Annotated in this window: 25 protein-coding genes and 1 pseudogene; 17 read left to right on the top strand and 9 right to left on the bottom strand. The window is 58.4% G+C overall.

The window, feature by feature from the left end:
* The first annotated feature begins 53 nt into the window (after positions 1 to 53).
* From ACCD00_RS08995 to ACCD00_RS08985, 3 genes are all read left to right on the top strand, one after another.
* On the top strand, positions 54 to 2,015 hold the full coding sequence (locus ACCD00_RS08995; RefSeq protein ID WP_413423731.1) for an acetyl/propionyl/methylcrotonyl-CoA carboxylase subunit alpha: 1,962 nt from the start codon (positions 54 to 56) through the stop codon (positions 2,013 to 2,015).
* 70 nt (positions 2,016 to 2,085) lie between these two features.
* The gene (locus tag ACCD00_RS08990; RefSeq protein WP_413423729.1) at positions 2,086 to 2,634 is read left to right on the top strand and encodes an exonuclease domain-containing protein; all 549 of its coding nucleotides are present in this window, start codon (positions 2,086 to 2,088) and stop codon (positions 2,632 to 2,634) included.
* A 61-nt stretch (positions 2,635 to 2,695) separates the two neighbouring features.
* The gene (locus tag ACCD00_RS08985) at positions 2,696 to 2,980 is read left to right on the top strand and encodes a pyrimidine/purine nucleoside phosphorylase (RefSeq protein WP_007940055.1); all 285 of its coding nucleotides are present in this window, start codon (positions 2,696 to 2,698) and stop codon (positions 2,978 to 2,980) included.
* A 70-nt stretch (positions 2,981 to 3,050) separates the two neighbouring features.
* Here ACCD00_RS08985 and ACCD00_RS08980 read toward each other — a convergent pair whose 3' ends face one another.
* Both ACCD00_RS08980 and ACCD00_RS08975 read right to left on the bottom strand, forming a co-directional pair.
* Positions 3,051 to 3,857 carry an MOSC domain-containing protein gene (locus tag ACCD00_RS08980; RefSeq protein ID WP_413423727.1) on the bottom strand — a complete coding sequence of 269 codons (807 nt, stop codon included), beginning with the start codon at positions 3,855 to 3,857 and terminating at the stop codon, positions 3,051 to 3,053.
* 187 nt (positions 3,858 to 4,044) lie between these two features.
* Positions 4,045 to 4,980 carry a chemotaxis protein CheV gene (locus ACCD00_RS08975; protein ID WP_007973464.1) on the bottom strand — a complete coding sequence of 312 codons (936 nt, stop codon included), beginning with the start codon at positions 4,978 to 4,980 and terminating at the stop codon, positions 4,045 to 4,047.
* A gap of 462 nt (positions 4,981 to 5,442) precedes the next feature.
* Here ACCD00_RS08975 and ACCD00_RS08970 point away from each other — a divergent pair, with 462 nt between their 5' ends.
* The 3 genes from ACCD00_RS08970 to ACCD00_RS08960 all read left to right on the top strand — a co-directional run bounded on the left by ACCD00_RS08970 (position 5,443) and on the right by ACCD00_RS08960 (position 7,964).
* A complete protein-coding gene (locus tag ACCD00_RS08970; protein ID WP_413423725.1) occupies positions 5,443 to 5,913 on the top strand; it encodes a hypothetical protein in 471 nt (156 codons plus the stop codon).
* Positions 5,914 to 6,414: 501 nt separating this feature from the next.
* Positions 6,415 to 7,308 carry a sensor histidine kinase gene (locus tag ACCD00_RS08965; protein ID WP_413423810.1) on the top strand — a complete coding sequence of 298 codons (894 nt, stop codon included), beginning with the start codon at positions 6,415 to 6,417 and terminating at the stop codon, positions 7,306 to 7,308.
* Positions 7,305 to 7,964 (top strand): response regulator, encoded by a 660-nt coding sequence (locus ACCD00_RS08960; RefSeq protein ID WP_413423723.1) that lies wholly within the window; start codon positions 7,305 to 7,307, stop codon positions 7,962 to 7,964. Before ACCD00_RS08965 ends, ACCD00_RS08960 begins: the two co-directional genes overlap by 4 nt.
* On the opposite strand, the pseudogene ACCD00_RS08955 reads toward ACCD00_RS08960, so the two are convergent.
* Positions 7,948 to 8,265: pseudogene (locus ACCD00_RS08955) on the bottom strand (lipid kinase YegS); the annotation flags it as partial. The gene ACCD00_RS08960 and the pseudogene ACCD00_RS08955 overlap by 17 nt on opposite strands.
* Positions 8,266 to 8,622: 357 nt before the next feature.
* On the opposite strand from ACCD00_RS08955, the gene ACCD00_RS08950 reads away from it, so the two are divergent.
* Positions 8,623 to 8,913 carry a hypothetical protein gene (locus ACCD00_RS08950; RefSeq protein ID WP_413423721.1) on the top strand — a complete coding sequence of 97 codons (291 nt, stop codon included), beginning with the start codon at positions 8,623 to 8,625 and terminating at the stop codon, positions 8,911 to 8,913.
* A 64-nt stretch (positions 8,914 to 8,977) separates the two neighbouring features.
* Here ACCD00_RS08950 and glp read toward each other — a convergent pair whose 3' ends face one another.
* The gene (gene glp, locus ACCD00_RS08945) at positions 8,978 to 10,204 is read right to left on the bottom strand and encodes a gephyrin-like molybdotransferase Glp (protein WP_413423719.1); all 1,227 of its coding nucleotides are present in this window, start codon (positions 10,202 to 10,204) and stop codon (positions 8,978 to 8,980) included.
* Positions 10,188 to 10,727: a molybdenum cofactor biosynthesis protein B gene (gene moaB, locus ACCD00_RS08940; RefSeq protein WP_413423717.1), complete on the bottom strand. Its 540-nt coding sequence runs from the start codon at positions 10,725 to 10,727 to the stop codon at positions 10,188 to 10,190. The genes glp and moaB overlap by 17 nt, the downstream gene beginning before the upstream one ends.
* An 81-nt stretch (positions 10,728 to 10,808) precedes the next feature.
* Here moaB and mobA point away from each other — a divergent pair, with 81 nt between their 5' ends.
* Complete coding sequence (gene mobA / locus ACCD00_RS08935; RefSeq protein ID WP_413423715.1) at positions 10,809 to 11,411, top strand: molybdenum cofactor guanylyltransferase MobA; 603 nt, start codon at positions 10,809 to 10,811, stop codon at positions 11,409 to 11,411.
* 76 nt (positions 11,412 to 11,487) lie between these two features.
* The gene (locus tag ACCD00_RS08930) at positions 11,488 to 11,709 is read left to right on the top strand and encodes a YgdI/YgdR family lipoprotein (protein WP_413423713.1); all 222 of its coding nucleotides are present in this window, start codon (positions 11,488 to 11,490) and stop codon (positions 11,707 to 11,709) included.
* Between the two features lie 250 nt (positions 11,710 to 11,959).
* On the opposite strand, the gene ACCD00_RS08925 is transcribed toward ACCD00_RS08930, so the two are convergent.
* From ACCD00_RS08925 to ACCD00_RS08910, 4 genes are all read right to left on the bottom strand, one after another.
* A complete protein-coding gene (locus ACCD00_RS08925; RefSeq protein ID WP_413423711.1) occupies positions 11,960 to 12,850 on the bottom strand; it encodes a pseudouridine synthase in 891 nt (296 codons plus the stop codon).
* Between the two features lie 71 nt (positions 12,851 to 12,921).
* Entirely contained in the window at positions 12,922 to 13,239 is a 318-nt protein-coding gene (locus tag ACCD00_RS08920; protein ID WP_413423709.1) for a transcriptional regulator, read from the bottom strand.
* 172 nt (positions 13,240 to 13,411) lie between these two features.
* A complete protein-coding gene (locus ACCD00_RS08915; RefSeq protein WP_085715299.1) occupies positions 13,412 to 13,648 on the bottom strand; it encodes a glutaredoxin family protein in 237 nt (78 codons plus the stop codon).
* Positions 13,649 to 13,754: 106 nt separating this feature from the next.
* Positions 13,755 to 14,963, bottom strand: coding sequence for an ammonium transporter (locus tag ACCD00_RS08910; protein ID WP_413423707.1), 1,209 nt, complete (start codon positions 14,961 to 14,963; stop codon positions 13,755 to 13,757).
* Positions 14,964 to 15,293: 330 nt separating this feature from the next.
* On the opposite strand from ACCD00_RS08910, the gene ACCD00_RS08905 reads away from it, so the two are divergent.
* The 8 genes from ACCD00_RS08905 to ACCD00_RS08870 form a co-directional block, all read left to right on the top strand.
* Complete coding sequence (locus ACCD00_RS08905; RefSeq protein WP_046040614.1) at positions 15,294 to 15,608, top strand: DUF883 family protein; 315 nt, start codon at positions 15,294 to 15,296, stop codon at positions 15,606 to 15,608.
* A 1-nt stretch (position 15,609) separates the two neighbouring features.
* Positions 15,610 to 15,999, top strand: a complete 390-nt coding sequence (locus ACCD00_RS08900; protein WP_008020360.1) for a phage holin family protein — start codon at positions 15,610 to 15,612, stop codon at positions 15,997 to 15,999.
* Positions 15,996 to 16,340, top strand: coding sequence for a hypothetical protein (locus tag ACCD00_RS08895; RefSeq protein ID WP_413423705.1), 345 nt, complete (start codon positions 15,996 to 15,998; stop codon positions 16,338 to 16,340). The genes ACCD00_RS08900 and ACCD00_RS08895 overlap by 4 nt, the downstream gene beginning before the upstream one ends.
* 179 nt (positions 16,341 to 16,519) lie before the next feature.
* Positions 16,520 to 17,848: a deoxyguanosinetriphosphate triphosphohydrolase gene (locus tag ACCD00_RS08890; protein WP_008020358.1), complete on the top strand. Its 1,329-nt coding sequence runs from the start codon at positions 16,520 to 16,522 to the stop codon at positions 17,846 to 17,848.
* A gap of 177 nt (positions 17,849 to 18,025) precedes the next feature.
* Entirely contained in the window at positions 18,026 to 18,418 is a 393-nt protein-coding gene (locus tag ACCD00_RS08885) for a response regulator (protein ID WP_413423703.1), read from the top strand.
* 245 nt (positions 18,419 to 18,663) lie between these two features.
* On the top strand, positions 18,664 to 19,290 hold the full coding sequence (locus ACCD00_RS08880) for a response regulator (protein ID WP_413423701.1): 627 nt from the start codon (positions 18,664 to 18,666) through the stop codon (positions 19,288 to 19,290).
* 8 nt (positions 19,291 to 19,298) lie between these two features.
* Positions 19,299 to 22,940 (top strand): transporter substrate-binding domain-containing protein, encoded by a 3,642-nt coding sequence (locus tag ACCD00_RS08875; RefSeq protein WP_413423699.1) that lies wholly within the window; start codon positions 19,299 to 19,301, stop codon positions 22,938 to 22,940.
* 49 nt (positions 22,941 to 22,989) lie between these two features.
* Positions 22,990 to 25,337 (top strand): hypothetical protein (locus ACCD00_RS08870; RefSeq protein ID WP_413423697.1); only part of this gene is annotated, 2,348 nt, incomplete at its 3' end.

Here is a 25,337-nt window from a genome sequence, read left to right as displayed (position 1 = left end):
GCTTGCTCGCGATGAGGCCCGACCAGACACAGCAAAATACAGAGAGCCAACCCATGCCCGGACTCAAAAAAATCCTCATCGCCAACCGCGGTGAAATTGCCTGTCGCATCCAGCGCACGGCCCAGGCGCTGGGCTATCGCACGGTCGCCGTATTCAGCGACGCCGACGCCGACGCATTGCACGTGCAGATGGCCGACGAGGCAGTCAACATCGGGCCGGCCGCGGTGCAACAGTCTTATTTGAATATCCCGGCCATCCTCGACGCAGCCCGGCGTACGGGCGCGGATGCGATCCATCCGGGCTACGGCTTCCTCTCGGAAAACGCCGGGTTTGCCCGCGCTTGCCAGGACGCCGGCATCACCTTCATCGGCCCCAGCCCCGAGGCAATCGAATTGATGGGCAGCAAGCGCCTTTCGAAGATCGCCATGATCGAAGCCGGCGTGCCCTGCATCGATGGTTATCAAGGCGACGGGCAGGACGACGCGACCCTGAGCCGCGAAGCCGGGCGCATCGGCTATCCGTTGATGATCAAAGCCAGCGCTGGCGGCGGTGGACGCGGTATGCGCCTGGTGCACGACGCCGGCCATTTGCTGGAGCAGATCCGTACCGCGCGCTCCGAAGCCCTGAACGGTTTTGGCAGCAGCGAACTGATTCTCGAACAGGCACTGGTCGAACCACGTCATGTCGAGGTTCAACTGTTCGGCGACCGCCACGGCAACCTGATTTACCTCGGCGAGCGCGATTGTTCGGTACAGCGCCGGCATCAGAAAGTCATCGAAGAAGCACCCTGCCCGGTGATGACGCCTGAACTGCGCCAGGCCATGGGCGAAGCGGCGCTCAAGGCCGGGCGGGCAGTGCAATACGTCGGCGCGGGCACCGTGGAGTTTTTGCTGGATGCGCGCGGGCAGTTTTACTTCCTGGAAATGAACACCCGGTTGCAAGTGGAACACCCGGTTACCGAACTGATCACCGGGCTGGACCTGGTGGCCTGGCAGCTGCACATCGCCGAGGGGCAACCGCTGCCATTGCGTCAGGAGCAGGTGCAGCTCCATGGGCACGCCATGGAAGTGCGCCTGTATGCCGAAGATCCGGCTCAGGGTTTCCTGCCGCAAACCGGGCACGTCGTGGCCTGGGAACCGGGATTGCAGGACGGCGTGCGGATCGACCACGGCCTGATTGAAGGCCAGGTCATCAGCCCGTTCTACGACCCGATGCTCGGCAAGCTCATTGCCCACGGCGCCACCCGCGAAGAAGCCCGGCGCAAATTGCTGCGGGCGGTGCAAGACAGTGTGCTGCTGGGCGTGCAAAGCAATCAGCGCTTGCTCGCCAGTTTGCTGGATCACCCACAGTTCGCCTGCGCGGATTTCAGCACCGGGTTCATCGCGCAGCACTTTTCCGAGCATGCCTGCCTGCGGTCCCATGCCCCAGGCGCACAACACCTGGCCATCGCGACCGCCCTCTTCTATCAGGCTCAAGCGCAGGCTCATCCGGCCCCGCTTTGCGGTTGGCGCAACAACGCCAGTGTTCCACTGCACTATCGCATCGGCCTTGAGGACCAGGATTGGCCGGTCGGGTTGCAGGCCATCCCGGGCGAGCCGTTGCGCATTCAGGTCGCCGGGCACAACCTCGAACTGAAGATCATCCACTGCGACGGACGCTGGGCCACCCTCGAAATCGAAGGCATCCGCCAGCGCCACGCTTACCGCCTGGAGACCGGGCGTCTCTGGCTGTTTACCCGGCCCGGCAGCCTGCAGTTCGTGGATCGCACCCAGGCGCCGGTCTGCAGCGTGACCAATGTAAGCTCCGGCACCCTCAAGGCACCGATGGACGGGGCGATTGTCGACGTGCTGGTCAACGAAGGCAGCCCGGTCACCCAGGGCCAGTTGCTGGTGGTACTGGAGGCGATGAAAATGGAGCACCCGTTGAAATCGGGCATCGACGGTGTGCTCAAACGCCTGCAAGTCAAAGTCGGGGATCAGGTGAAAAACCGGCAGATTCTGTTGGAGGTCGAATAAGCCGCTAGGCGGAACCGTCGGGTTTGGCTACGCTCAAACCCTACAGGACGCGGATACCAGGAACCCTGCAATGCCTCACTGGCTGGTCATTGATCTGGAGGCCACCACCGATGAGGGTGGTTGGCCCGTAACAGATATGGAAATCATTGAAATCGGCGCCACCCTGGTGGACCGCAAAGGGCGCGAAGTGGATCACTTCCAGTGCTTTGTGCGGCCACTGCGACGGCCGCTGCTTACACCGTTTTGTCGGGAGCTGACGCACATCACCCAGGCCGATGTCGATTCGGCCCAGACACTGAGCGAGATCTGGCCCTCATTCGAACAATGGCTGGGACAATATTCATCCCTGGAAAGCTGGGTCAGCTGGGGTGATTACGATCGCCAGCAGTTCCTTCAGGAATGGCAGCGCCTGCAACTCGACAGCGTCCTGAGCCGTACACCGCATATCAACCTCAAACAGCGCTTTGCCAAAGCCCGCCGCCTGGAGCGCCCGCTGGGGCTCAACGGCGCGCTGCAACTTGCAGGCCTGCAATTTACCGGGCAGCAACACCGGGCCCTGGAAGATGCGCGTAATACGGCGCGCCTGTTACCGCAGATTCTCCCCCCTCTGGAGAGGTGACGGCATCGGCCCCCTTGTGCATACTGGCCGGCCCTTTTTAGCCCTTTTCGAGGAATCGCCAATGTTTAAAGTCAACGAGTACTTCGACGGCACCGTCAAGTCGATCGCCTTTGGCACCGCAGAAGGTCCGGCAACCATCGGCGTCATGGCTCCGGGCGAGTACGAATTCGGCACCAGCCAGCGTGAAATCATGCACGTGGTCAGCGGCGCATTGACCGTCAAACTGCCAGACAGCAGCGACTGGGAAACCTTCGCCGCCGGCAGCCAGTTCAACGTGCCGGCCAACAGCAAGTTCCAGCTGAAAGTGGCCGTCGACACCGCTTACCTGTGCGAATACCGCGGCTAAAATCCCGCGTTTTTACAGCGAAAAAAAATGCCCGTGTTCCTGGACACGGGCATTTTTCATTCACGGGTTTTTACTCGAGAACGGTCACCGGCATACCGACTTCCAGCCGTCCATTGCCGTCATTGACCAGATTCTGCCCGAACATCGCACCATCAGCCTCGGCACGGTACTTCTGCAAGGTCGCCAACGGTTCGCGATCTTCGCTACGTTCGCCGGTTTGCGGGTCGATGGTCGTGAGGATGCAGCGCGAGCACGACTTGACCACGCGGAACTCGACCTCGCCGATACGGATACGCTTCCAGCCGTCCTCGGCGAACGCTTCACTGCCTTCGATCACCAGGTTTGGCCGGAAGCGCAGCATCTCCAGCGGGCGACCGACTCGCCGCGACAGGTCTTCCAGCGATGCCTGGCCGATCAGCAGCAGCGGGAAGCCGTCGGCGAACGCCACCTGATCGTCGTCCTTGCCGTAACCGGCCTCGGTCGTACGCGCACGCTCCAGTGGCACTTGCGCCAGACGCGTCGGTTTTCCGATGAACTCACTGACCCAGGCACCTGCCTCGTCGCCAGCATCGGGTACACGCAAGGTGTCGCGCCAGATCGTCACGCCACGCAGTTCTGCATCACTGCCGGGCAGGGCAATGTCGATCGGCGAATGACCAGGCGCACTGAGGGTCAAGCCGCCTTCGGCATTCCACAGTGCCGACAACTGGCTCATCTGCGCCACCGCCCGCTGGGTCAGGAAGCGCCCGCTGGCCTCGTCCACCAGCATCCAGCGGCGATCGCCGTCCAGCCCCAGCTTGTCGAGGCCGACTTGCTGCAAGACCTCGCCCTTGCCGGATTTCAACGGATAACGATAAAGCGCGCTCAGACGCAACATGGCCAGCTCCCTGTGGGCAAAAATGCCACCCTATACGAGCTTGGTCAGCGAATCAAAGTGCAAAAAACCCTGTAGGAGCGAGCTCGCTCGCGAAAAACCCAAGGACGCCGCTGGGCATCTGGTTTTACGCGTTATCGTTCAAGACCATCGCGAGCAAGCTCGCTCCTACAGGTTGACGGTGGTCTGATCAGGCCGGTACTTCGTCGAGCATCAGGCGCTGGCGCACTACGTCGACGAGTTTGTCCGGCTGGAATTTGGAGAGGAAATTGTCGCAGCCGACCTTTTTCACCATCGAGTCGTTGAAGCTGCCGGACAGCGAGGTGTGCAGCACCACGTACAAGCCACGCAGGCGTGGATCGTTGCGAATTTCGGTGGTCAGGCGATAGCCATCCATTTCCGGCATTTCCGCATCGGTGAAAACCATCAGCAGTTTTTCGGTCATGTCCACGCCGGTATCGGCCCAGGCCTTGAGCATGTTCAAGGCCTTCAATCCGTCGCTGGCGATGTGCATCTTCACGCCCAACTGTCCCAAGGTATCGCGCAATTGCGCCAGGGCCACGTTCGAGTCATCCACCAGCAGCACCTCACGGCCACGGGCGCGTTCCAGTACCGGATCCTCGAGCTTGTCACGGGAGACTTTGGCGTTGTACGGGACGATTTCGGCCAGGACTTTTTCGACGTCGATGATTTCCACCAGTTGGTCGTCGACTTTGCTGATGGCTGTCAGGTAGTGCTGGCGCCCGGCGCTGCTCGGTGGCGGCAGGATGGCTTCCCAGTTCATGTTGACGATCCGGTCCACGCCACCGACCAGGAAGGCCTGAACCGAACGGTTGTACTCGGTGACGATAATCGTGCTGCCAGGCCCCGGCACCAATGGGCGCATGCCAATGGCCTGGGACAGGTCGATCACCGGCAGGGTCTGGCCACGCAGGTTGACCACGCCGCACACGAAAGGGTGGCGCTGCGGCATCAGCGTCAACTTTGGCAGCTGCAAGACTTCCTGTACTTTAAAGACGTTGATTGCGAACAATTGCCGTCCGGCGAGCCGGAACATGAGAATTTCCAGGCGATTCTCACCCACCAGTTGCGTGCGTTGGTCTACCGTGTCGAGAATGCCGGCCATCAATGACTCCTGGTCTTGTTCGGATGAATTCACTAAAGAAGGTTATCGGCTGTTTTTGCCGAAGCTTGACCCTCTCCGAAATGCCACGCCAAGGCATTGATGTCACATTAACATCATGCTTTACTGGCGCCGTGATTACATCTGCCGCACTTCAGCGCCACGCGACCATGGTTCTAGCGAAAGGTTCCGCTGCGTAAGGGATTCCCCTATCAACAATCAGGTGCAACCTGATATTCGCAATATCCAATAGCCATTAATGTGACGCCATTCTCATTGCATGAACGGAGTCAGGCTTTTGTGTGCGATCGCAAGTAAGTGGCCAACCACCCTCTCGTGTTCCCCAGCCTGCCTCCGGGCCAGCCGAAGCTCGTTCACCCGACGACTCGGCAATGCCGGGGTCCCGACCGCCCTCGTCGACACGCACGATATCCCCTCATTTGACATGACGTTGTGGAGATAAGTATGCCGAACGACCGTAAAGAGTGGGCCCGACGGCTCCCGGAGTTTCTCGTCGAGGCTGAAACACTCCTGGCCAAAACCGAGGAATGCCTGAGTCATCTACAGCTGATCAGCAATGACAAGGACGCCATCGACTGCATGCTCAGCACACTGCTCAAGCTGGCCAACAAGGCCGATGCCCTGGCGTTGGCGGCCGTGTCTGAGTTTTCCCTGCATATTCATGGCCTGCTCAACCACGCACAACACACGATGAGCCTGCACGACGAGGCACTGAGCGCCCTCAAAGACTGCCTGACCCTGATTGCCTGGCAACTCGAACTCATCGACCAGACCACCGGACAGCTCAGTCTCGACGACAGCGAGCAAGTTACCCTTATCGAAGCTTTTGCCTTTCAGGTCGGACAAAGCCGATATCAACCACCGGTCAACTCCAGACCGTTCAGCCTCGTATCCTATTCGGAACGACAGGCCTGAACTTGCCAAATCATGCCGTATGGTGTGTTTTGGTTATCAATACCGCGCTGTAACTTGAGTGCGCACATGTCGCAATTTAATATCTCATAGCTATAAGCGACATGCTTTAACAACCACTATTTGCCCATCGACAATTGCGCGCCTGTCTTGACCGGGGTATTGCCTGGTCTCAATAAAAAACCAGGGACAGTCGGTATTTTGCGACGGCAACAGCCAACTTGCTCCATTATGGAACCATCGTCCAAATGGCTGGATTCCTGACTTTTCGGACATATATACAGACGCGACCAACGGTATCTTAAGTGCTACTATGCCGCCTATTAGTTGACGCCAATTAATGGCAGTGTGGTTGCGGCCGGACACAGCTCGCTCCAGTCCGGAGCTGAAGTCTCCAACAAAAAGTACATCCCGTTGAAGTCGACGCTCCACATTAAAAAACAGGGGCCTGTCAGCCAGCATGACCGGTCAGCCCGCAGCGAACATCCATTGGCTCCATCCGTTATGCACGCCAGCCTCAAGTCAATCGCCATGTGGCCACCGTCCCGAGAAAATGCGCGTACATTCACGCTGTTGTTATGCGCCTGCTCGACGCTCGGCAGTTTGCTGGTCTATGGCTTGTCTATCCCTTTGCCTCTGTCATTGCTGGCACTCGACATTGCTGCGCTGACCAGTGTTGCTGTGCAGTACCGCCTCTCGCGCAAATCCATCAAATTCCAGCCTCAGGAACTGGCCGACCGGTTGTTACAGGTTCAGGAAAACGAGCGTCACCGACTGAGCCGGGAACTGCATGACGACATCGGCCAATTGCTGACCGCCGCAAAACTGCAAAGTGACTGGCTCAAACGCCGGATGCCCGAAGAACTTCAGGGGCAATGCTCGGTCCTCTGCGACACGCTGGAAGAAACCCTGACAAAAGTTCGTGACGTATCCGCCATTCTCAACCCCCGGCAGTTGACCAGCCTCGGGCTGGAAGCCAGTCTGCGGGCACACTTGCTCAAGACCCTGGCCAACACGCCGGTGCACTGGAGCCTGGAATGCCAGCAACGCCTGACCGGCATACCGGAGGAAATGGCCGTGGCAGCGTTCCGTATCACTCAGGAAGCGGTCACCAACATCCTGCGACATGCCCAGGCCAAGAACCTGCTGGTATGCCTGCAACGCCTGCCCCAAGGCCTGAAGTTGCAGATCAGCGATGACGGTCAGGGCTTCTCGCCCGCAACCGATCCTGGTCGTGAAGGGCAACGAGGTATGGCCGGAATGTCGGAACGGATCGATCAACTGGGCGGCACACTGACCGTTACCAGCGAGCCGGGCAAAGGCACTCAAATCGAAGCTCTTTTTCCCTGGGCGCCCCGTGCGCTCGAACGGGCCAGTTCGAATAAGGTTCTGCATTGACTTGTAATTTACTACTGGTGGATGACCACTCGCTGATCAGGGCTGGCGTGCGCGCCCTGGTGATGGATCTGCCCGGCTATGCGGTCATCGGCGAGGCCAATGACGGCTCGCAGTTGCTCGAAATGGTCGGGCGTCTGTCCCCGGATATTGTCCTGCTGGATCTTTCAATGCGCCAGACCGGCGGCCTCGAAGCCTTGCAGCAGCTAAAGCGAGTGCGCCCGCAGAGCAAGGTCCTGATCCTATCGATGCACACCGACCCGGCCCTCATCATGCAGGCGCTGGAGTCCGGAGCCCACGGCTACCTGCTCAAGGACACCACGGCGACCGAACTGGAGCACGCACTGGAGGCCTTGCGCAACAACGAGCGCTATCTGAGTCCGGCCATTGCCCACACGGTAATCAATCAGGCATTGACCCGAAACCAGAGGCACCAACCCGAACCCGCCGACTCGCATAACCTGACGGCGCGTCAGCTGGAAATCCTGCGGTTGATCGTTCGCGGAAAATCCACTCGAGAGATCGCCAATGGCCTGGGGCTGAGCGTCAAGACCGTCGAAACCCACCGTTCGCAGATCATGAAGCGTTTGCAGATCTACGATGTGGCCGGCCTGGTGCTGTTTGCCGTGCGCGAACAAATCATCAGCCTTGATGACTAGGCACTTCACAGGCACGTAACAGCGGCGAATCCTCAGGCAGATGCACGAGTAACGCCGCCGGGCGAATCGAGAAACACAGGTTGTCCCCTTCCAGCGGTTCACCATCAAGGTTGATGTAAAGCCCTTCCGAGACCTTGATCTCGACCCAGGGCAGGCGCGCCCGGACAAACATGCTGTCGATGCCAAAGCCTTCGGTCAGCAGGTTTTTCAATGTACCGGCCACTTCCTGCGGTGCCGGCAAAACACCGACATCCAGCAAACCATCATCTACCAGTGCCTGTGGGCACGACGCCCGCCCACCAGTCTCTGCGCATCGCCGGCTTCCCAGGTCATTCGAACAGGCAGTTCCCAACCTTACTCACGCCGGCTTTCGACTGCCGTGCGAACTGCTTCGTTGAGTGCCTGTTTACCATGCAGAATCAACAGTGCCTTGCGATCGCCCATCAGTTCACCCCAGGTTTGAATCGCATCCGGGAGATGTTGACCGCGAAGCCCCCCCCGTCAAAAGTCGCAAGAAAATGAATTATTTCCAGTCGGACAGTCTTGATCCCTCACATGGCAGGAATTTTCTTACAACACGTGAGGAATCGGCTCAATTGACCGGGAATCTGAATTGGTAGACTTTTGGGGTTACCGCAGGACATCACAAGGACGTGCCATGCAAAGCCAAAAACTCGATTCACCGGCCATTGTAAAAAGTGCAGGCGATCGAGCTGAATGCAGCAGCACAAAAGCCACCGGAGAAATCGATATGGAACCTCGCGTCTCCGAGCTGGAAGCACACCTCAAGTACATACGCAGGGACATGGACGAAGTCCGGGGTGACGTCAAATCCATCAAGCACAGGCTTGCCTACTCCGCCTGCGGCACAGCCGTGATCCTTGGCCTCCTTGGCTGGATCGCCAATAGCCGGTTCGAACAGGTTATTTCATTGTTTCTGGCGCATTGAGTTGCCATCAACACAAAACCCGGTTCAATCAACCGGGTTTTGTGTGGCAAATCCGCTGTATCTGTCAGCCCAGGACTTCGCTCAACGGAATGAAAAAAACGCCATCGCCCTGAACCAGCGTGCGACCTTCAAGGACTTCTACCAGTCCATCGGCCCAGGCAGCGCTACGCAGTACACCGGAACTCTGGTTTTTGTAGATCGTCGCCCTGCCGTTTTCCAGCCGTCCGCGCAAATACTCACGCCGATTACCAGGCTGGAGCCAGTTAAACCCTGCCGGCACCTGCACCTTCAGCGGCTCAACTTCTTTCACACCCTGACGGCGCAGGAGATAGGGTCTGGTCAACAAGGCAAAGGTCACGAGGGTCGATGCCGGATTGCCCGGCAAGCCAATCACCGGCACGCCGCGAAAATGCCCGAACGTCAGCGGTTTACCAGGCTTGATGGCGAGCTTCCACAGCGTCAGTTCACCCTCTTCGCGCAAGGCGATGCCCAGAAAATCGGCTTCACCCACCGATACGCCGCCGGTGGAGAGGATCAGGTCGACATCCTTCAACTCACCCAATCGGGAACGCGTGGTTTCCAGATTGTCCGGAAGAATGCCCGCGTCGACGACCTCACACCCCAAACGCTGCAACCAGCTACATAACAACACCCGGTTGCTGTTGTAGATCTGTCCCGGCCCCAGCGCCTGCCCCGGCTCAATCAATTCGTCGCCAGTGGACAGCACCGCCACACGCACCTTGCGAACGACTTCCAGCTCAGCGCACCCCAATGAGGCAGCCAATCCTTGCTCGATGGGCCCCAGCCGCGTACCTGCCGGCAGAATCAACTCGCCGACGGTCGTTTCCTGGCCTTGCGGACGGATGTTCTGGCCTTGGGCCAAGGTTCCAGTGAAACGTACTCGCTCATCCGCCTGAACCTCGGCGTTTTCCTGCATCTCGACGCAATCGGCACCGGCGGGAACAGGCGCCCCGGTGAAAATGCGCGCACAGGTTCCTGGCTGCAACGGTTCGGGGGCCTGGCCGGCAAACACCTTCTGACTGACCACCAACGGCTCTCCCGTCCAGTCGGCCATACGCAAGGCATAACCGTCCATGGCACTGTTGGGCCAGGGTGGCAGATCCAGCGTCGACACCAGATCTTCAGCCAATACACGCCCCTGTACCTGCGCCAACGGCAAGCGTTCACGCTCGACAATCCTTGAGGTCTCGGCCATTTCCAGCAAGCGCGCCAGCGCCTGCTCGACAGGCATCAGGCTGCCAGTCTTGCCAGGCTTACCCACGGGAGTCACAAGGCGCAGCCTGTTTCAGGTGAGGCACGAAATTGCACGGGCGATGCCGCGAATCCAGCTGCTCGGCCAGTATGCCGTCCCAACCGGTGCGCACGGCATTGGTCGAGCCCGGCAAACAGCAAACCAGCGTGCCGTTGGCCAGGCCGGCCAACGTCCGGGACTGAACGGTCGAGGTGCCGATATCGGCAACCGAGATCTGGCGGAACAGCTCGCCAAATCCATCAACCTGTTTGTCCAGCAGGCAACTGACGGCTTCCGGCGTACTGTCGCGCCCGGTAAAACCGGTTCCGCCGGTGATCAGCACAACCTGCACGACATCGTCGGCAATCCAGTTGGCGACTTGCGCGCGAATTTTGTAGAGATCATCTTTGAGCAATACCCGGGCTGCCAGGAAATGACCGGCAGCGGTCAAGCGGTCGACAAAGAGCTGGCCCGAGGTGTCGGTTTCCAGTGTGCGGGTATCGCTGACAGTCAGCACTGCAATATTCAGCGGTGCGAAAGGTACATCAGCCTTGGCTTTCATAGGCTCGTCCAGTTGTAGGAGAAACAGCCCGGTGTTATATCACAGCGCTCCGTTTTTTCGCCGCTCCCATGGAGACCTGCCATGACCTCGAATTCACAATTGCCACCCTGCTCCATTCTGCTCCTGGCGGGCGGTCGCGGCCAACGCATGGGGGGTCAGGATAAAGGGTTGCTGGACTGGCAAGGCGCCCCCCTGATTGCGCATCTGCACCGCAAAGCCCGCCCGCTGACCGATGACCTGATCATCTCCTGCAATCGCAACCTTGAGAAGTATGCACCCTACGCCGACCAGTTGGTCCACGATGATGAAGGTGGCTTCCCCGGACCTCTGGCGGGTATTCGAGCAGGCCTGAAAGCTGCTCGCCATACCCATCTGCTGGTCCTGCCCTGTGACGTTCCGGGCATTGATGCAACGTTGATCGGCAGTATGCGCGAGACCGCCAACCTGCATCCGGACAAGCCGCTGATGGTGCGACATGATGGCCACTGGGAACCGTTGTTGTGTGTGATTCCCCTGGTACACCGCGCAGCATTTGAAAAAGCCTGGATCGAGGGTGAACGTAGCCCAGGCCGGTTGATGCACACGCTCGGTGCGACCGCGCTGCAATGCCCCGACAAGGACCCTCGGCTGGCCAACCTCAATACGCCGGAACTGTTAAGCGGTAATAAGACTGTGTCAGACTGACAATCATCAGGAACTTGCGCGGACAGTGCACGTCTCAAGTCCGGCAACCAAAGAATTCTTATTCGGAGACACACTCATGATTCAACGGACCCTCGCCACTTTCATGCTCGCACTGGGCCTTGCAACCCTCGCCGGTTGCGCATCGCCTACGGTGATCACCTTGAATGACGGTCGCGAAATCCAGGCCGTCGACACGCCTCGGTTTGACAAGGACTCCGGTTTCTACGAATTCGAACAGCTCGACGGCAAACAGACCCGCATCAACAAAGATCAGGTTCGTACCGTTAAAGAGCTGTAATCCTGGCGCCGCCGGATACGGAAAAGCCCGCTTGATGCGTAATGCTGTTCAGTTAAGGATTCTGTAGGAGCGAGCTTGCTCGCGATGGACTCAAGAGCGCTGCGTTTAGTCAGTAAACACGCGGCATCGTTAACGACCATCGCGAGCAAGCTCGCTCCTACAACGGATCACTCTCGCTTAACTGAACAGCATTACGCTTGATGCGGGCTTTTTCATGCCTGAAGTACAACGCTTCAGGGTCGCCCCCTGATCACCATTGCAGGGTGATTTCACTCTCGAACTCTCGCGCCTGGCCCGTGACCGGATCGATGAATTTCAGCCCCTGAGCCAGCAGTTTCAAAGGATTGGCATAGTCATCCTGCGCATCCTTGAGCACCTCGGGGTAAAACGGGTCGTTGCAGATAGCGGCTCCCAACGCCGCCATATGTACCCGAAGCTGATGTTTCTTGCCCGTCACCGGGTAAAGACCATAACGCCAGAGATCCCCCTGTTTTTCCCTGATTTCGACCGCAGTCTCGGTGTTGCTGGCCCCCGGCCCCTCCTGCATGCGGAAGAACGGCTCGCCATCGACCAGTCGGCTTTTATGAACCAACGGGAAAACCAGGTCAGGCAACGCCCGTGCGATGGCCTCGTAGCGCTTTTCTATCTGCCGGGTTGGAAACAACGACTGATAAGCTGAACGACTCTGCGGATTGGCGGAAAACAGTACCAGCCCCGCGGTATGCCGGTCGATGCGATGCAACGGCACTAGATGCGGATTGTCCAGGCGACGGATCAAGCGCCTCAGCAGGGTCTGTTCAACGTATTCGCCAGCCGGCGTCACGGGTAGAAAGTGCGGTTTGTCGGCCACCACCAGATGCTCGTCCGCGTACAGGATCGACTCGATCACCGGGATCGGTTTTTCATCCGGCACTTCGCGAAAATAATGAATCCGCAAACCTTCCCTGTAGGCCAGATCGAGGGCAATCGGCATGCCCTGCCCATCGAGGACCCGGCCGCGGGCGATTCTGTCCAGCCATTGTTCACGACCGATGGCGCTGAAATGCTCACACAGGCAATCGATAACGGTCTGCCACGGGCCAGGTGGCAAGTAGAGCGTACTGGCCTGGCTGTGTGCCGCGGAAAAAGTAGAAGTGGACATACGAAAGCTCTAACCCTCAGTGCAGAGCGGCATTATCCAACAGCAGGGAGTACGAACCTAGAGAAGATTCCTCAAGCCGGAATCTGCGTGCGCGCCGCCGCTTCGGTGTACTCCTTGAGCCAGCGCAGTACATCGACCGCCTCCCAGCGAGCGGGGTCATACAGGGCGTACAACAACCCCTGATAACCCACGACATCGAGTTGCCGGTGATATCCCGCGCGTTGAAACAAGGCTTCGATTTCTGCGAAACAGGTATTGAAATGCGTTTTGTTGAAAGGCGTTTTCCCCTCGGTCACCAGACCATCCAGACGCAACTCAAGGACGGCCTCGCGCACGACGTCCGCGCACATCCTGTTCACGCTGTTCTTCAACTGTTCGACATTGACCACGATTCATCCCTCTCACGCCCGGGCTTGCCTGCTCGCTGCCGAAAACCGGCAACGGCAAGGCAGGCACTGCGAATAACTGTATGCGCATACAGTATCCGATCAACGCCGGATAAGCCAAGGGGATCAATCGCAAAGTTCGACGGGCGGGACATGCCGCCAGTGCAAAAAACGCTTAACGCAGGAACGTCACCACCTCATCGGCACTGAACGGCCAGCCCAGTTCAGCACCGGTATCGACGCGTCGCAGCACCGGAATTCGCAGGCTGTAAGCTGCAAACCACGCTTCATCGTCGGCGATATCCACCAGTTCCACCAGCAGACCGCGCTCGACAAACTCCATCAGCATGGCTTCGGCTACTTCACAGAGATGGCATCCAAGGGTGCCGAACAGCTGACATTCGGGAAGCATGAGCGCTCAACCAGAAAATGAAGTGACCATTCTAGGCCTGCCCCGAAAAACCGTCGAGCCATTGAGCCCCCTGCCCTTGATGCCGTCGCCCATGAAGTGACCCGAGTCAGTCCTGGCTCACGGCGCCGATCTTGTGGATCGACAGGTCCGCGCCGTAATACTCCTCTTCCTGGCTCAGGCGCAATCCATGCAACGCCTTGATCACTCCGTACACCGCAAACCCGCCGGCCAGTGCCACAGTGACGCCCAGCGCAGTGCCGATCAACTGGCTGATCAGACTGACCCCACCGAGCCCGCCCAAGGCGCTCTGGCCGAAAATGCCGCAGGCAATGCCGCCCCACACGCCACACAAGCCATGTAACGGCCACACACCCAATACATCGTCGATGTGCCATTTGCCCTGGGCCGCGGTAAAGCACCAGACAAACAGGGCCCCCGCGATGGCACCAGTGACCAGCGCCCCCACAGGATGCATCAGGTCGGATCCGGCACAGATTGCCACGAGCCCCGCCAACGGGCCGTTATGCAGAAAGCCAGGGTCATTGCGCCCGACAATCAGCGCCGCCACCGTACCGCCAACCATGGCCATCAACGAGTTCACCGCCACCAGTCCGCTGACACCTTGCAGGGTTTGCGCGCTCATGACGTTGAAGCCGAACCAGCCAACAATCAGGATCCACGAGCCCAACGCCAGAAACGGGATGCTCGATGGCGCGAATGCGACCAGCCGACCGTCGCGATAACGGCCATTACGCGGCCCTAGTAACAGCACCGCCGCCAGTGCCAGCCAACCGCCCATGGCATGCACTACCACTGAACCGGCGAAATCATGGAAACCGGCGCCAAAGCGCTCCAGCAACCAGGCTTGCAAACCGAAGTTGCCGTTCCAGACCATGCCTTCGAAGAACGGATAGACGAACGCGACAATCAACGCGGTTGCGCACAATTGCGGGACAAACCGGGCGCGCTCGGCGATCCCCCCGGAAATGATCGCCGGGATCGCCGCGGCAAAGGTCAGCAGGAAGAAAAACTTCACCAGTCCATAGCCATGGTCGGCATTGAGCACGGCCGCTGGTTGCATGAACGTCACGCCATAGGAAACCCAATAGCCTATAAAGAAGTAAGCCAGTGTCGAAACAGCGAAGTCGCTGAGGATTTTCGACAACGCATTGACCTGGTTTTTCTGTCGCACGGTTCCGACTTCGAGAAAGGCAAAACCGGCGTGCATGGCCAGAACCATGACCGCACCGATCAGAATGAACAGCGTGTTGGAGCTATGGACCAGGGTGTCCACAGCGCTTTGCAGATTTTCCATGGGATGGGCAGACCTTATGGCAGAAAAAAAGCACCAAAGCAGTTCGCGATGACCGCTCACGCACCAATTTGCGGCTTCGAAGCATCAGCGGACTGATCTCGTTTGAACCGCTTTGGCGCACGGATACCGTCCAGGAAAAACGCGCCCCGGACGTTTACGCGAGTTTTTGATTGTTGGTCCTGCGGTTTTACTGAAATCATGCCCGGCTATAGCGCAATGGTGCGGACCGGCGCACCACGACACAGCAAAAGTTGTACCAGTCATTTGTACTGAACCTTCGCCGAAGGCTCATACTCGAACGCATCAGAAAGCCACTTATGGAGATCCCCCATGGCCCGCACCCAGGCAAAGACTGCTCAAGAAATCCTGATGAACGACTTTCAGACACTGGTCAGTGACACCGAACGGTTGCTGGAGCACACCGCGACCCTGGCAGGCGATCAGGCCGACGAGTTGCGCGAGCAGATTCACGACAGTCTCTTGCGTGCCCGTGAAACCCTCAAACTGACCGAAGACTCCCTGCGCGAACACGGCAAGGCTGCGGTCACCGCCACGGAGGACTATGTCCAGGCCAACCCTTGGCAATCGGTCGGGATCGCGGCCGGCGTGGGTTTCCTGATTGGCCTGCTGGCTAGCCGGCGCTGATATGTCGATCGGTGAATCCGGCCCGTCTGAAACGGGAACCAGCTCCTCTTCGCGGCGCCTGGGTGCGGCCTTCCTTGGGTTGCTGCACAGCCATGTCGAACTGTTCGGCATCGAATTGCAGGAACAAAAAGCCCGCACCGTCAGCCTGTTGCTGTTTGCCGGCCTGGCGCTGGTGTTTGCGTTGCTGCTGCTGGTAGGGCTGTCGACGCTGGTGCTTATCGTGTTCTGGGACACGTATCGCCTGACCGCCATCATCGGTCTCTGCGTGTTCTACACCCTCGCTGCCATATTTTGTGGAATGCGCTTGAGAGCGGCGATTTTCGATGAGTCCTCGCCCTTCCACGGCACGCTCGAAGAGCTGGCCAACGACCGGGAGCGTCTGCTGCCATGAGCCTGCCTGAATTGCCACACAACAGCTCACGCACGGAAATGCGCAAAGCCCTGATCCGCCTGCGCATGGAAATGCATCGTCAGGAAATCCGCCACGAATCCGCGCAACTGCTGCAACCCTTGAAACGCGTGCGCGGGATGACGAAAAACCTGCAGGACGGTTTCGGCATCAAACACGCCCCCCTCTGGGGCGTGGCCGCCGTCACCTTGCTGGGTTTTCTGACCGGCAAGGGGGCAAAAAACGGCGGCGGCCTCAGCGGCCTGACCCGGCTGATCCGCCTCGGCACCACGCTGGGGCCGCTGATCACACTGATCCTGCAGGGCTCTTCACGCAAAGACTGATCAGTATCTTTCCGGCTGCATTCCTGCGACGTCGACGGGATGCGCCTCTCTATCGAGGGGCGCCATCCTGCACGTGTGCTGCTCATCGATATCGGAGCCGCCGAGTTGTAGTTCCGCTTGCAGGTCATGGCGCGAAACGGGAAGCTAGGCCATCAGTCACCCGACGGAGAGCCCCCGCCTTGGATTGGCACACCCTGCTTACTCGCGAACGTCTCGGAAAACCGCTGCACAGCCCTGAAGAGCTCGGCCGCAGCCCTTTTCACAAAGACCACGACCGCATCATTTTCTCGGGGGCTTTCCGCCGCCTCGGGCGCAAGACCCAGGTCCATCCCGTGTCCAGCAATGATCACATTCATACGCGCCTGACCCACTCGCTGGAAGTCAGTTGCGTGGGTCGCTCACTGGGCATGCGGGTCGGCGAAACCATCCGCAATGCCCTGCCCGACTGGTGCGAACCCAGCGACCTGGGGATGGTGGTGCAATCGGCTTGCCTGGCACACGACATCGGTAACCCGCCTTTCGGCCATTCCGGTGAAGACGCGATCCGTCACTGGTTCCAGCAAGCTGCCGGCCGTGGCTGGCTGGATGCAATGAGTGAAGCCGAGCGCAATGACTTCCTGAATTTCGAAGGCAATGCCCAGGGCTTTCGGGTACTCACTCAACTGGAGTATCACCAGTTCGACGGCGGCACCCGCCTGACCTATGCAACGCTGGGCACGTACCTGAAGTATCCATGGACGGCCAAGCACGCCGACTCGCTGGGATACAAGAAACACAAGTTCGGCTGTTATCAGAGCGAGCTGCCGCTACTGGAGCAGATCGCCCATAAGCTCGGCCTGCCGCAACTGGAGGAGCAACGCTGGGCAAGGCATCCACTGGTGTACCTGATGGAGGCCGCCGACGACATATGCTACGCGCTGATCGACCTGGAAGACGGTCTGGAAATGGAGTTGCTGGAATACGCCGAAGTCGAGTCACTGCTGCTCGGTCTGGTGGGCGATGACTTGCCGGAGACCTACCGCCAGCTCGGTCCCGGCGATTCGCGCCGACGCAAACTGGCGATCCTGCGCGGCAAAGCCATCGAGCACTTGACCAATGCCGCGGCCCGCGCCTTCGTCGAGCAACAGGACGCACTGCTGGCCGGTACATTACCCGGCGACCTGGTGGAACACATGCACGGGCCCGCCAAGCGTTGCGTGCTGAACGCCAAGGACATGGCCCGCAAGAAAATCTTCCAGGACAAGCGCAAGACCCTGCACGAGATCGGCGCCTACACCACGCTGGAAATCCTGCTCAACGCCTTTTGCGGAGCAGCGCTTGAGCAGCACAACGGTCGGACCCCTTCGTTCAAAAGCCGCCGCATCCTTGACCTGCTGGGCAACAATGCACCCGACCCTCACGGCCCATTGCACACGTCGTTTTTGCGCATGATCGATTTCATCGCCGGCATGACCGACAGCTATGCCAGTGACATGGCCCTGGAAATGACCGGACGCGCCAGCCACTGAGGCGTATCGACTGATCAGCCATTACGGCATTCGTTATGGCTGATCCCCCTTCAACTTCCAACAGCACTCAAGCTTCGTCGAATCGCCCTACAACATATGGCGAGCAAACTGATCGCATGTCCGGCACGCTCGCGAAACAATCGCCCTCCTTTCTGTTCAACAGATGAAGTGCGCCCCATGGCCGAAAACGATCTACGCATCCTCGTGGTGGAGGACCACCCCTTCCAACTTTTAGCCACTCGATACCTGCTGGAAAGCTATGGCTTTACCCGACTGGCGACCACCGACAGCGCCAAAGACGCCATGCAGCAAATGCTCGGGGCCGACCAGCCGTTCGACATCCTTTTATGCGATCAATGCCTGCCCGATCTGACGGGGCTCGATCTGGTCCGGTTCGCCAGCCAGCTGGGACTGATCAGACAGGCGATCATTCTGAGTAGCCTGACGACGTCTGAACTGGATGAACTTGTAAAAACGGCCACTGAACACGGGCTACCATTATTGGGCTACTTGATAAAGCCATTGAAACAATCTGAATTTAGAGACCTGTTGACCTCGGTACACATGTAGAAAAAACACCTATAACATCCGACAAATACACGGCGTAAAACTTACAAACAACTTCTTTCTAAAGTACCTCCAAGCGCCAAACTTCCTCACCCTTCCTAACAGAAAACCTAGTTAATACGTAGTCCTTTTCCTTTAAGTTTGTAGGAATTCTCCTATATTGCTGCTACAGCTCGGTGAGTTCATGCGTCCCCTCAAGTATCTGAGCTAAGGTGCGCGCTTTATTTGAGCTCGCATGGGACTTTATTATGAACTCCGTTTTTATTGTCGACGATCACCCGGTTATCCGCCTTGCCGTTCGAATGTTACTGGAACATGAAGGTTACAAAGTCGTCGGCGAAACTGATAACGGGGTCGACGCCATGCAGATGGTTCGCGAATGCATGCCGGACCTGGTCATTCTCGACATCAGCATTCCAAAACTGGATGGACTGGAAGTACTATCCCGATTCAACGCAATGAATACTCCTCTTAAAACACTGGTATTGACAGCACAATGCCCAACACTTTTCGGTATTCGTTGCATGCAATCCGGTGCATCGGGCTATGTCTGCAAACAAGAGGACATCAGTGAACTGGTCAGTGCCATAAAAGCGGTATTTGCAGGTTACAACTATTTTCCGAGCGAGGCCTTGAACCCCGTCCGTGGAGATGAAACACGCTGCATCGAATTGGAACTGTTCAAATCCGTAAACGACCGGGAACTGATGGTCTTGCAACTTTTTGCCCAAGGTCGCACAAACAAGGAAATCGCCAAGGGCATGTTTCTGAGCAACAAGACCGTGAGTACCTACAAAAAGCGCCTCATGCAGAAACTCAAAGCCAAATCCCTGGTTGAACTCATCGAGATGGCAAAACGTAACGCGCTAGTGTGAGAACCTGGATGCCCAGCCGTTTGAAGGTCTTTCTGATTCAAGTGACCGCAGGTCTATGCGTGAGCACCTCGTTGTTCGGGGCACCGGGCGATGAACACTACACGCTGCTCAGCCGATCGAAGGCCGGGGCGCTGGAGGTTCGACTGGATGAATCGCAACGACAATGGATAAAACGCAAGAATCAACTGACGCTCGGGACGTCAGCCCCGGACTATCCCCCCTTCGACCTGACCACCAGCGGCCAGGACTATGAAGGGTTTACCGCCGATTACGCCGGTCTTCTGGAAAAAACAACCGGGTTGCCCGTCAAGGTTCAGCGCTTCGATTCCCGAGGAGCCGCGATCGCTGCACTGGAGAACGGCGAAGTCGATCTGCTAGGCACCGCCAATGGATTCGAAGCTGGCAATGCCGGCATTGCACTGTCCATACCCTATGCCGTTGACCAACCTGTATTGGTGACCCGTGAAGGGGAAACCCGTTCCCTCACCGATGGCCTGGCCGGATTGCGCCTGAGCATGGTGTATCACTATTTGCCGCTGGCGGAAGTCACGGCGTTGTACCCAAAGGCGATCATCACGTCCTATCCGTCCTACCAGAATGCGATCAACGCTGTTGCTTTCGATCAGGCGGACGTGTTTCTCGGCGACACCATTTCAACTCACTACATGATCAACAAGGGGTACTTGAACAACATCCGGATGGCCAACTTCGGTAAACATGAAGCCTATGGTTTCAGCTTTGCCGTTAACAGGAACAACCCCGAACTGCTTGGCATCATCAATACAATGATCAGGGCCATCCCCACCAGTGAACGAGAAAGCATCGCCAAACGCTGGAGCGCCGGTAGCGACATTCTGCTGACCGATCAAAAGCTGCAACTCACTGAACGGGAAGAACGCTGGCTGGCACACCACCCGACAGTGCGTGTCGTCGTCAACGAAGCTTTTGCGCCACTGACGTTTTTCGATAGCAATGGCAACTTTCGCGGGGTCACCGCAGATTTGCTTGAGCTGATCAGGCTGCGCACCGGCTTGCGCTTTGACATCCAGCACAGCCGCAGCGACGACGAGATGATCAAACAGATCAAGGACAACAAGGCCGATGTCATCGCCCCATTGCTCCCCAGCGCCCAACGTCAAACCCAGCTGAACTTTACCCGCCCCTTTCTGGAAAATTCCTACGTCCTGCTGACCCGCAAAGCCGACGACAGCCCGACCAACCTCGAGCAGTTGCAGGACAAGCGCCTGGCCATTGCCCGCGGCAATCCACTCATGGACTACCTGCGCAGAGAGTTTCCCCGGATCAAATTGATCGAGACCCCGGACACCTTCAGCGCCGTAGAGTTACTCGCCCAAGGTCAGGCCGAGGGCGCGGTGAACTCACTGATCATTGCCAACTACTTCATTTCGTCGCGGCTGTTCGAGCACACATTGCAAATCAGCACCACCATCGGCACCGAGCAGGCAGCGTTTTCCCTTGCCACCGCTCGGGGTGCCAAAGAGCTGAATGCGATCCTCGACAAGGCTTTACTGAGCATTTCCCCGGAGGAGCTGGGCATCATCAACAGTCGCTGGCGCGGCTACTCGGCGTCCTCGCAAAGCACCTGGCGCAATTATCAAAGGCTGTTCTACCAAATCGTCTTCGGTGCAGGCGTGCTATTGCTGATTTCCATTGCGTGGAACGACTACATGCGACGCCAGATCAAGCAGCGCAAGGCCGCAGAGCGTGCGTTGAACGATCAGTTCGAGTTCATGCGATCGCTGGTCAATGGCACGCCCCATCCGATCTACGTACGTGATCGCCAGGGGCTACTGCAAAGTTGCAACGACAGTTACCTGCAAGCATTCTGCGCCAGGCGTGAAGATGTCATCGGCAAAAGCGTCATGCAGGGATCGATGAGCAATGTATTCGAAGCCCGGGAGTACCAGGCTGACTACCAACGCGTGGTGGCCGAGGGCAGACCGTTGATTGTCGATCGCGAGCTGCACATTGGTGGCCGGCGACTGACGATTTATCACTGGATTCTTCCCTATCGGGATTCCAGCGCAACAGTGCAAGGCATTATCGGTGGCTGGATCGACATCAGCGAACGGCGGCAACTGCTCGACGACCTGCGTTGCGCGAAAGAACGTGCCGATAACGCCAACCGGGCCAAAAGCACATTTCTGGCCACGATGAGCCATGAGATCCGCACGCCGATGAATGCAATCATTGGCATGCTTGAATTGACACTCAAGCGTCTTGATCATCAGCACCCGGAACGTCCGGCCATCGATGTCGCGTACAACTCGGCGAAAGGGTTGCTGGAGCTGATCGGCGACATTCTCGACATTGCCAGAATCGAATCGGGACGCTTGAGCCTGAGCCCGGAGCGCGTCAATCCGGGTGAACTCGTGGCCTCGGTCGTGCGGATTTTCGATGGCCTGGCCCGACAGAAGGAACTCGAACTGGTGCTGGAGTTTTCATCGGCCAACCCGACCTTCGACGTGTTGCTGGACCCCTTGCGCTTCAAGCAAGTGCTGTCCAACCTGATCAGCAATGCCATCAAATTTACCGAGCAAGGCCAGGTCCGGGTCGTTGTCGACCTGCACCCGGCAACGCAACCCGAGCACGTGCAAATGCGGGTGCAAGTTCACGACAGTGGTATCGGGATCAGCGAACAGGATCAACAGCGCCTGTTCGAACCCTTTGCCCAGGCAGACAACGCCATGCAATCGGCCAGGGGGGGCGCCGGGCTTGGGCTGGTGATCAGCCGCAATCTCTGCGAAATGATGGGCGGCAGTCTGCAATTACGCAGCGAGCCGGGCCTCGGCACTCAAGTGGAGTTGTTGCTGCAACTGGAAACGTTGCCACTGCAACAGTCAGCCCTGGTGGCCGAAACGCAAACCGTCGTCGCCACAATCCCATTGAATGTCCTGGTAGTCGACGATCACTCGGCCAATCGTTTGCTCACGTGCCAGCAGCTGGAGTTTCTTGGACATCGATTTTCCGTCGCGGCCGATGGCCAGGAAGGACTGGAGGCATGGAAAGACCAACCGTTTGATCTGGTGATCGCCGATTGCAACATGCCGGTCATGAACGGTTACGAGCTGGCCCGTGCCATTCGCCAGCATGAAAGACAAAACCATCGTCCTCCCTGCACTATTCTCGGCTTTACCGCCAACGCCCAGCCGGAAGAAGTGCAACGCTGCAAACAGGCCGGAATGAACGACTGCCTGTTCAAACCCCTCAGCCTCGGCGCCTTGAGTCAATGGCTGCAGGGCATTGAACCCACCCATGCAGTCCCGGCGTTCAGCCTGCACGGATTGAAACTGCTGACCGGGGGAAACCCGATGTTGAACCGGCGATTGCTGAACGAACTGGTGAGCAGCAACCGCCAGGATCTGCAAACGCTGCTATCGCTATCCAGTTTCGGGGATACGCAGGCGCTGCAGGACATTGCCCACAAAATCAAAGGCGCAGCCCGGATAGTGCAGGCCTCCCGCCTGATCGACCGCTGCGAGGCACTCGAAGCAGCCTGCCATGGGGGTTTCGATCGCGGAACATTGGCTGAATGCTGCAAATCCATGGAGCGCACCATGCTGGAGCTGGAGGACGCGTTACTACGTCAGATCGAGGAGTACGACGAAGGCAAAGTGACAGAGCCTTAACTATGCTTGGACCCTCGGCAGGGTGTTGACCATCATGGAGAAACCCGTAATGCCTGACCCACTGCGCACGGATCCACGCCGGTTTCCACTGCATGTCCATATCAGCGTGATGTTCACCTTTTTGTTGCTGCTGACCGGGGTGGTGCTGGGTCTGTTCAACTATCAGCAAACCACACAGATCATACTGTCCAGCAGTGAAAAACTGTTCAATCGCATTGAGCAGGATGTCCGCCTGGACCTGCACGCAACCTATGAACCCATTCGTCATCTGTTGAGCCTGCTGGCACTCAATCCGGCAGGCCAGTCCCCTGATCTGGCACAACGCCTGGCACTGCTCGGACCGTTCAGCCAGTCACTCGAGGACAACCCCAATCTGGCTTCGCTGTACCTGGGCTACGACAATGGAGACTTTTTCATGGTCCGCCCGCTGCGCACCCCAGAGGTCAAAGCCCTGGTCGGGGCTCCGGACACGGCGGCTTACCAGGTCTGGAGCATCGAGCACAACAGCAGTGGCCAGGCCCATTCCCAGTCCTTGTTTTTCGACCGGAACCTGGCACTTGCAGCCCGTCTGGAAAACCTGAACGACACGTATGACCCGCGCAATCGCGCCTGGTTTATCAGCGCGCGCAACGAAAACGACCAGATCACGACCGAACCCTATATCTTTTTTTCCACCCACAACATTGGCACGACGCTGGCGCGACGCAATGGCGACAAGGCAATCATGGCCGCTGACCTGACCCTGGCCGAACTCAGCGCAACTCTGGCCAAGCACGTCGTGACCCCCAATACCGAAATCGTGCTGTTCGATGCCCAAGGCAATGCCATTGCCTACCCTGACAGCCGCAGACTGATCATCGATGATCAGACGTCCCGCCTGATCAAGGCGGCGGATCTGAGCCCCGGCCTGGGTGCGTTGCTCAACACCCCCCCTCAAGGCAGTCGCCTGAACGCCAATGGCCGGCAGTGGATCGTGGCCCGCAGCAGCATGCAGGAAGGTGGCCCCCAAGGCCTGCAACTGGCTCTGCTGGTACCGGAAGACGAGTTGCTTGTCGACGCTTACCGGATGCGCTGGCAAGGCGCGCTCATTACCCTGGCAACGCTGCTGTTATGCGTGCCGCTGGGCTGGCTGACATCAAGAGTCCTGGTCAAACCCTTGCGCGCCCTGGTGCAGGAGTCCGATGCGATTCGCAGTTTCGATTTCAATTTTCCGCTTTCCCGTCGCTCGCTGGTGCTCGAAGTCGACCAACTGAGTGTGTCGATGGCACGGATGAAAGACACACTGGCGAGCTTCTTCCAGATCACAGACAGCCTCAGTGCCGAAACCCGTTTCGCCCCGCTGCTGGAGCGGGTGTTGTTTGAAACCGTGAAAATCGGCCAGGCCCAGGCCGGCCTGATCTATCTGCGCGAAGGTGATGGCCAGCACATGAAACCCCACGGGCTGGTCATCAATAACGCCGCCGAAAACCTGCAATCCTTCGACATCCGCGGACACTCGCTCGATAACGCACAAAGCCCCCCATGGCTGCACCAATTGGCAAACGTCGACAATGTCGTCAGCAATCTGGGTTTCGAGCAGGCGGGTGATCTGCAGAAAATCCTGCTCGCGCTGAAAAGTCCTCGGGTCCATCTGATCGGAATCCGCCTGCACAATCGTCACAACGAAACCGTGGGCCTGCTGGTGTTGCTATTGGCCGACAGCGGCGATCAGAGCGATCTGGACAAACTGCGGCCGGACCGCATTGCGTTTCTCCAGGCAGTGTCCGGCGCAGCTGCCGTGTGCATCGAAAGCCAGCGCCTGCAAGCCCGGCAAAAACAGCTGCTGGACGCCTTCATTCAACTGCTGGCCGGTGCCATCGACGCCAAAAGCCCCTATACCGGCGGCCATTGCCAGCGCGTGCCGGAACTGACCCTGATGCTTGCCCGGGCGGCGGCAGCCAGCCAGGAACCCGCCTTCAGCGCCTATCAGCCGACCGACGATGAATGGGAGGCACTGCACATCGCCGCCTGGCTGCACGATTGCGGCAAGGTCACCACGCCGGAATACGTCGTAGACAAAGCCACGAAGCTGGAAACCCTGACCGATCGCATCCACGAAATCCGTACCCGCTTCGAGGTACTCAAGCGCGATGTCTGGATCAGCTACTGGCAGGCCATTGCCCTGGGCGGTGACGAACAATCGCTGGCAGAACTGCGCAATGCCAGCCTGGCCGGGCTGGATGATGATTTCGCCTTCGTTGCCCGCTGCAATCTCGGTGGCGAAGCCATGGCCGACGCTGATCTGCAACGCCTGCGCCGCCTGGCTGAGCGCACCTGGACCCGGACCCTGGATGACCGGCTGGGCGTGTCCTGGGAAGAAAACCGGCGTCAGGACCGAACGCCCGCCCCCACCCGGCC

It is taken from the genome of Pseudomonas sp. Pseusp3 (assembly GCF_047304225.1).
Classification (GTDB): domain Bacteria; phylum Pseudomonadota; class Gammaproteobacteria; order Pseudomonadales; family Pseudomonadaceae; genus Aquipseudomonas; species Aquipseudomonas fluorescens_CD.
This window is presented reverse-complemented; position numbering and strand designations above follow the sequence as displayed.

What these genes read in the sequence shown, in the direction of transcription:
- ACCD00_RS08965 (WP_413423810.1), top strand. Translation starts at nt 6,415, where the DNA reads ATGCACGCCAGCCTCAAGTCAATCGCCATGTGGCCACCGTCCCGAGAA.
- ACCD00_RS08875 (WP_413423699.1), top strand. Translation starts at nt 19,299, where the DNA reads ATGCCCAGCCGTTTGAAGGTCTTTCTGATTCAAGTGACCGCAGGTCTA.
- moaB (WP_413423717.1), bottom strand. Translation starts at nt 10,727, where the DNA reads ATGAAAGCCAAGGCTGATGTACCTTTCGCACCGCTGAATATTGCAGTG.
- ACCD00_RS08950 (WP_413423721.1), top strand. Translation starts at nt 8,623, where the DNA reads ATGCAAAGCCAAAAACTCGATTCACCGGCCATTGTAAAAAGTGCAGGC.
- ACCD00_RS08975 (WP_007973464.1), bottom strand. Translation starts at nt 4,980, where the DNA reads ATGGCCGGCATTCTCGACACGGTAGACCAACGCACGCAACTGGTGGGT.
- ACCD00_RS08980 (WP_413423727.1), bottom strand. Translation starts at nt 3,857, where the DNA reads ATGTTGCGTCTGAGCGCGCTTTATCGTTATCCGTTGAAATCCGGCAAG.
- ACCD00_RS08925 (WP_413423711.1), bottom strand. Translation starts at nt 12,850, where the DNA reads ATGTCCACTTCTACTTTTTCCGCGGCACACAGCCAGGCCAGTACGCTC.
- ACCD00_RS08915 (WP_085715299.1), bottom strand. Translation starts at nt 13,648, where the DNA reads ATGCTTCCCGAATGTCAGCTGTTCGGCACCCTTGGATGCCATCTCTGT.
- ACCD00_RS08910 (WP_413423707.1), bottom strand. Translation starts at nt 14,963, where the DNA reads ATGGAAAATCTGCAAAGCGCTGTGGACACCCTGGTCCATAGCTCCAAC.
- ACCD00_RS08990 (WP_413423729.1), top strand. Translation starts at nt 2,086, where the DNA reads ATGCCTCACTGGCTGGTCATTGATCTGGAGGCCACCACCGATGAGGGT.
- ACCD00_RS08930 (WP_413423713.1), top strand. Translation starts at nt 11,488, where the DNA reads ATGATTCAACGGACCCTCGCCACTTTCATGCTCGCACTGGGCCTTGCA.
- mobA (WP_413423715.1), top strand. Translation starts at nt 10,809, where the DNA reads ATGACCTCGAATTCACAATTGCCACCCTGCTCCATTCTGCTCCTGGCG.
- ACCD00_RS08905 (WP_046040614.1), top strand. Translation starts at nt 15,294, where the DNA reads ATGGCCCGCACCCAGGCAAAGACTGCTCAAGAAATCCTGATGAACGAC.
- ACCD00_RS08880 (WP_413423701.1), top strand. Translation starts at nt 18,664, where the DNA reads ATGAACTCCGTTTTTATTGTCGACGATCACCCGGTTATCCGCCTTGCC.
- ACCD00_RS08900 (WP_008020360.1), top strand. Translation starts at nt 15,610, where the DNA reads ATGTCGATCGGTGAATCCGGCCCGTCTGAAACGGGAACCAGCTCCTCT.
- ACCD00_RS08885 (WP_413423703.1), top strand. Translation starts at nt 18,026, where the DNA reads ATGGCCGAAAACGATCTACGCATCCTCGTGGTGGAGGACCACCCCTTC.
- ACCD00_RS08995 (WP_413423731.1), top strand. Translation starts at nt 54, where the DNA reads ATGCCCGGACTCAAAAAAATCCTCATCGCCAACCGCGGTGAAATTGCC.
- ACCD00_RS08970 (WP_413423725.1), top strand. Translation starts at nt 5,443, where the DNA reads ATGCCGAACGACCGTAAAGAGTGGGCCCGACGGCTCCCGGAGTTTCTC.
- ACCD00_RS08985 (WP_007940055.1), top strand. Translation starts at nt 2,696, where the DNA reads ATGTTTAAAGTCAACGAGTACTTCGACGGCACCGTCAAGTCGATCGCC.
- ACCD00_RS08895 (WP_413423705.1), top strand. Translation starts at nt 15,996, where the DNA reads ATGAGCCTGCCTGAATTGCCACACAACAGCTCACGCACGGAAATGCGC.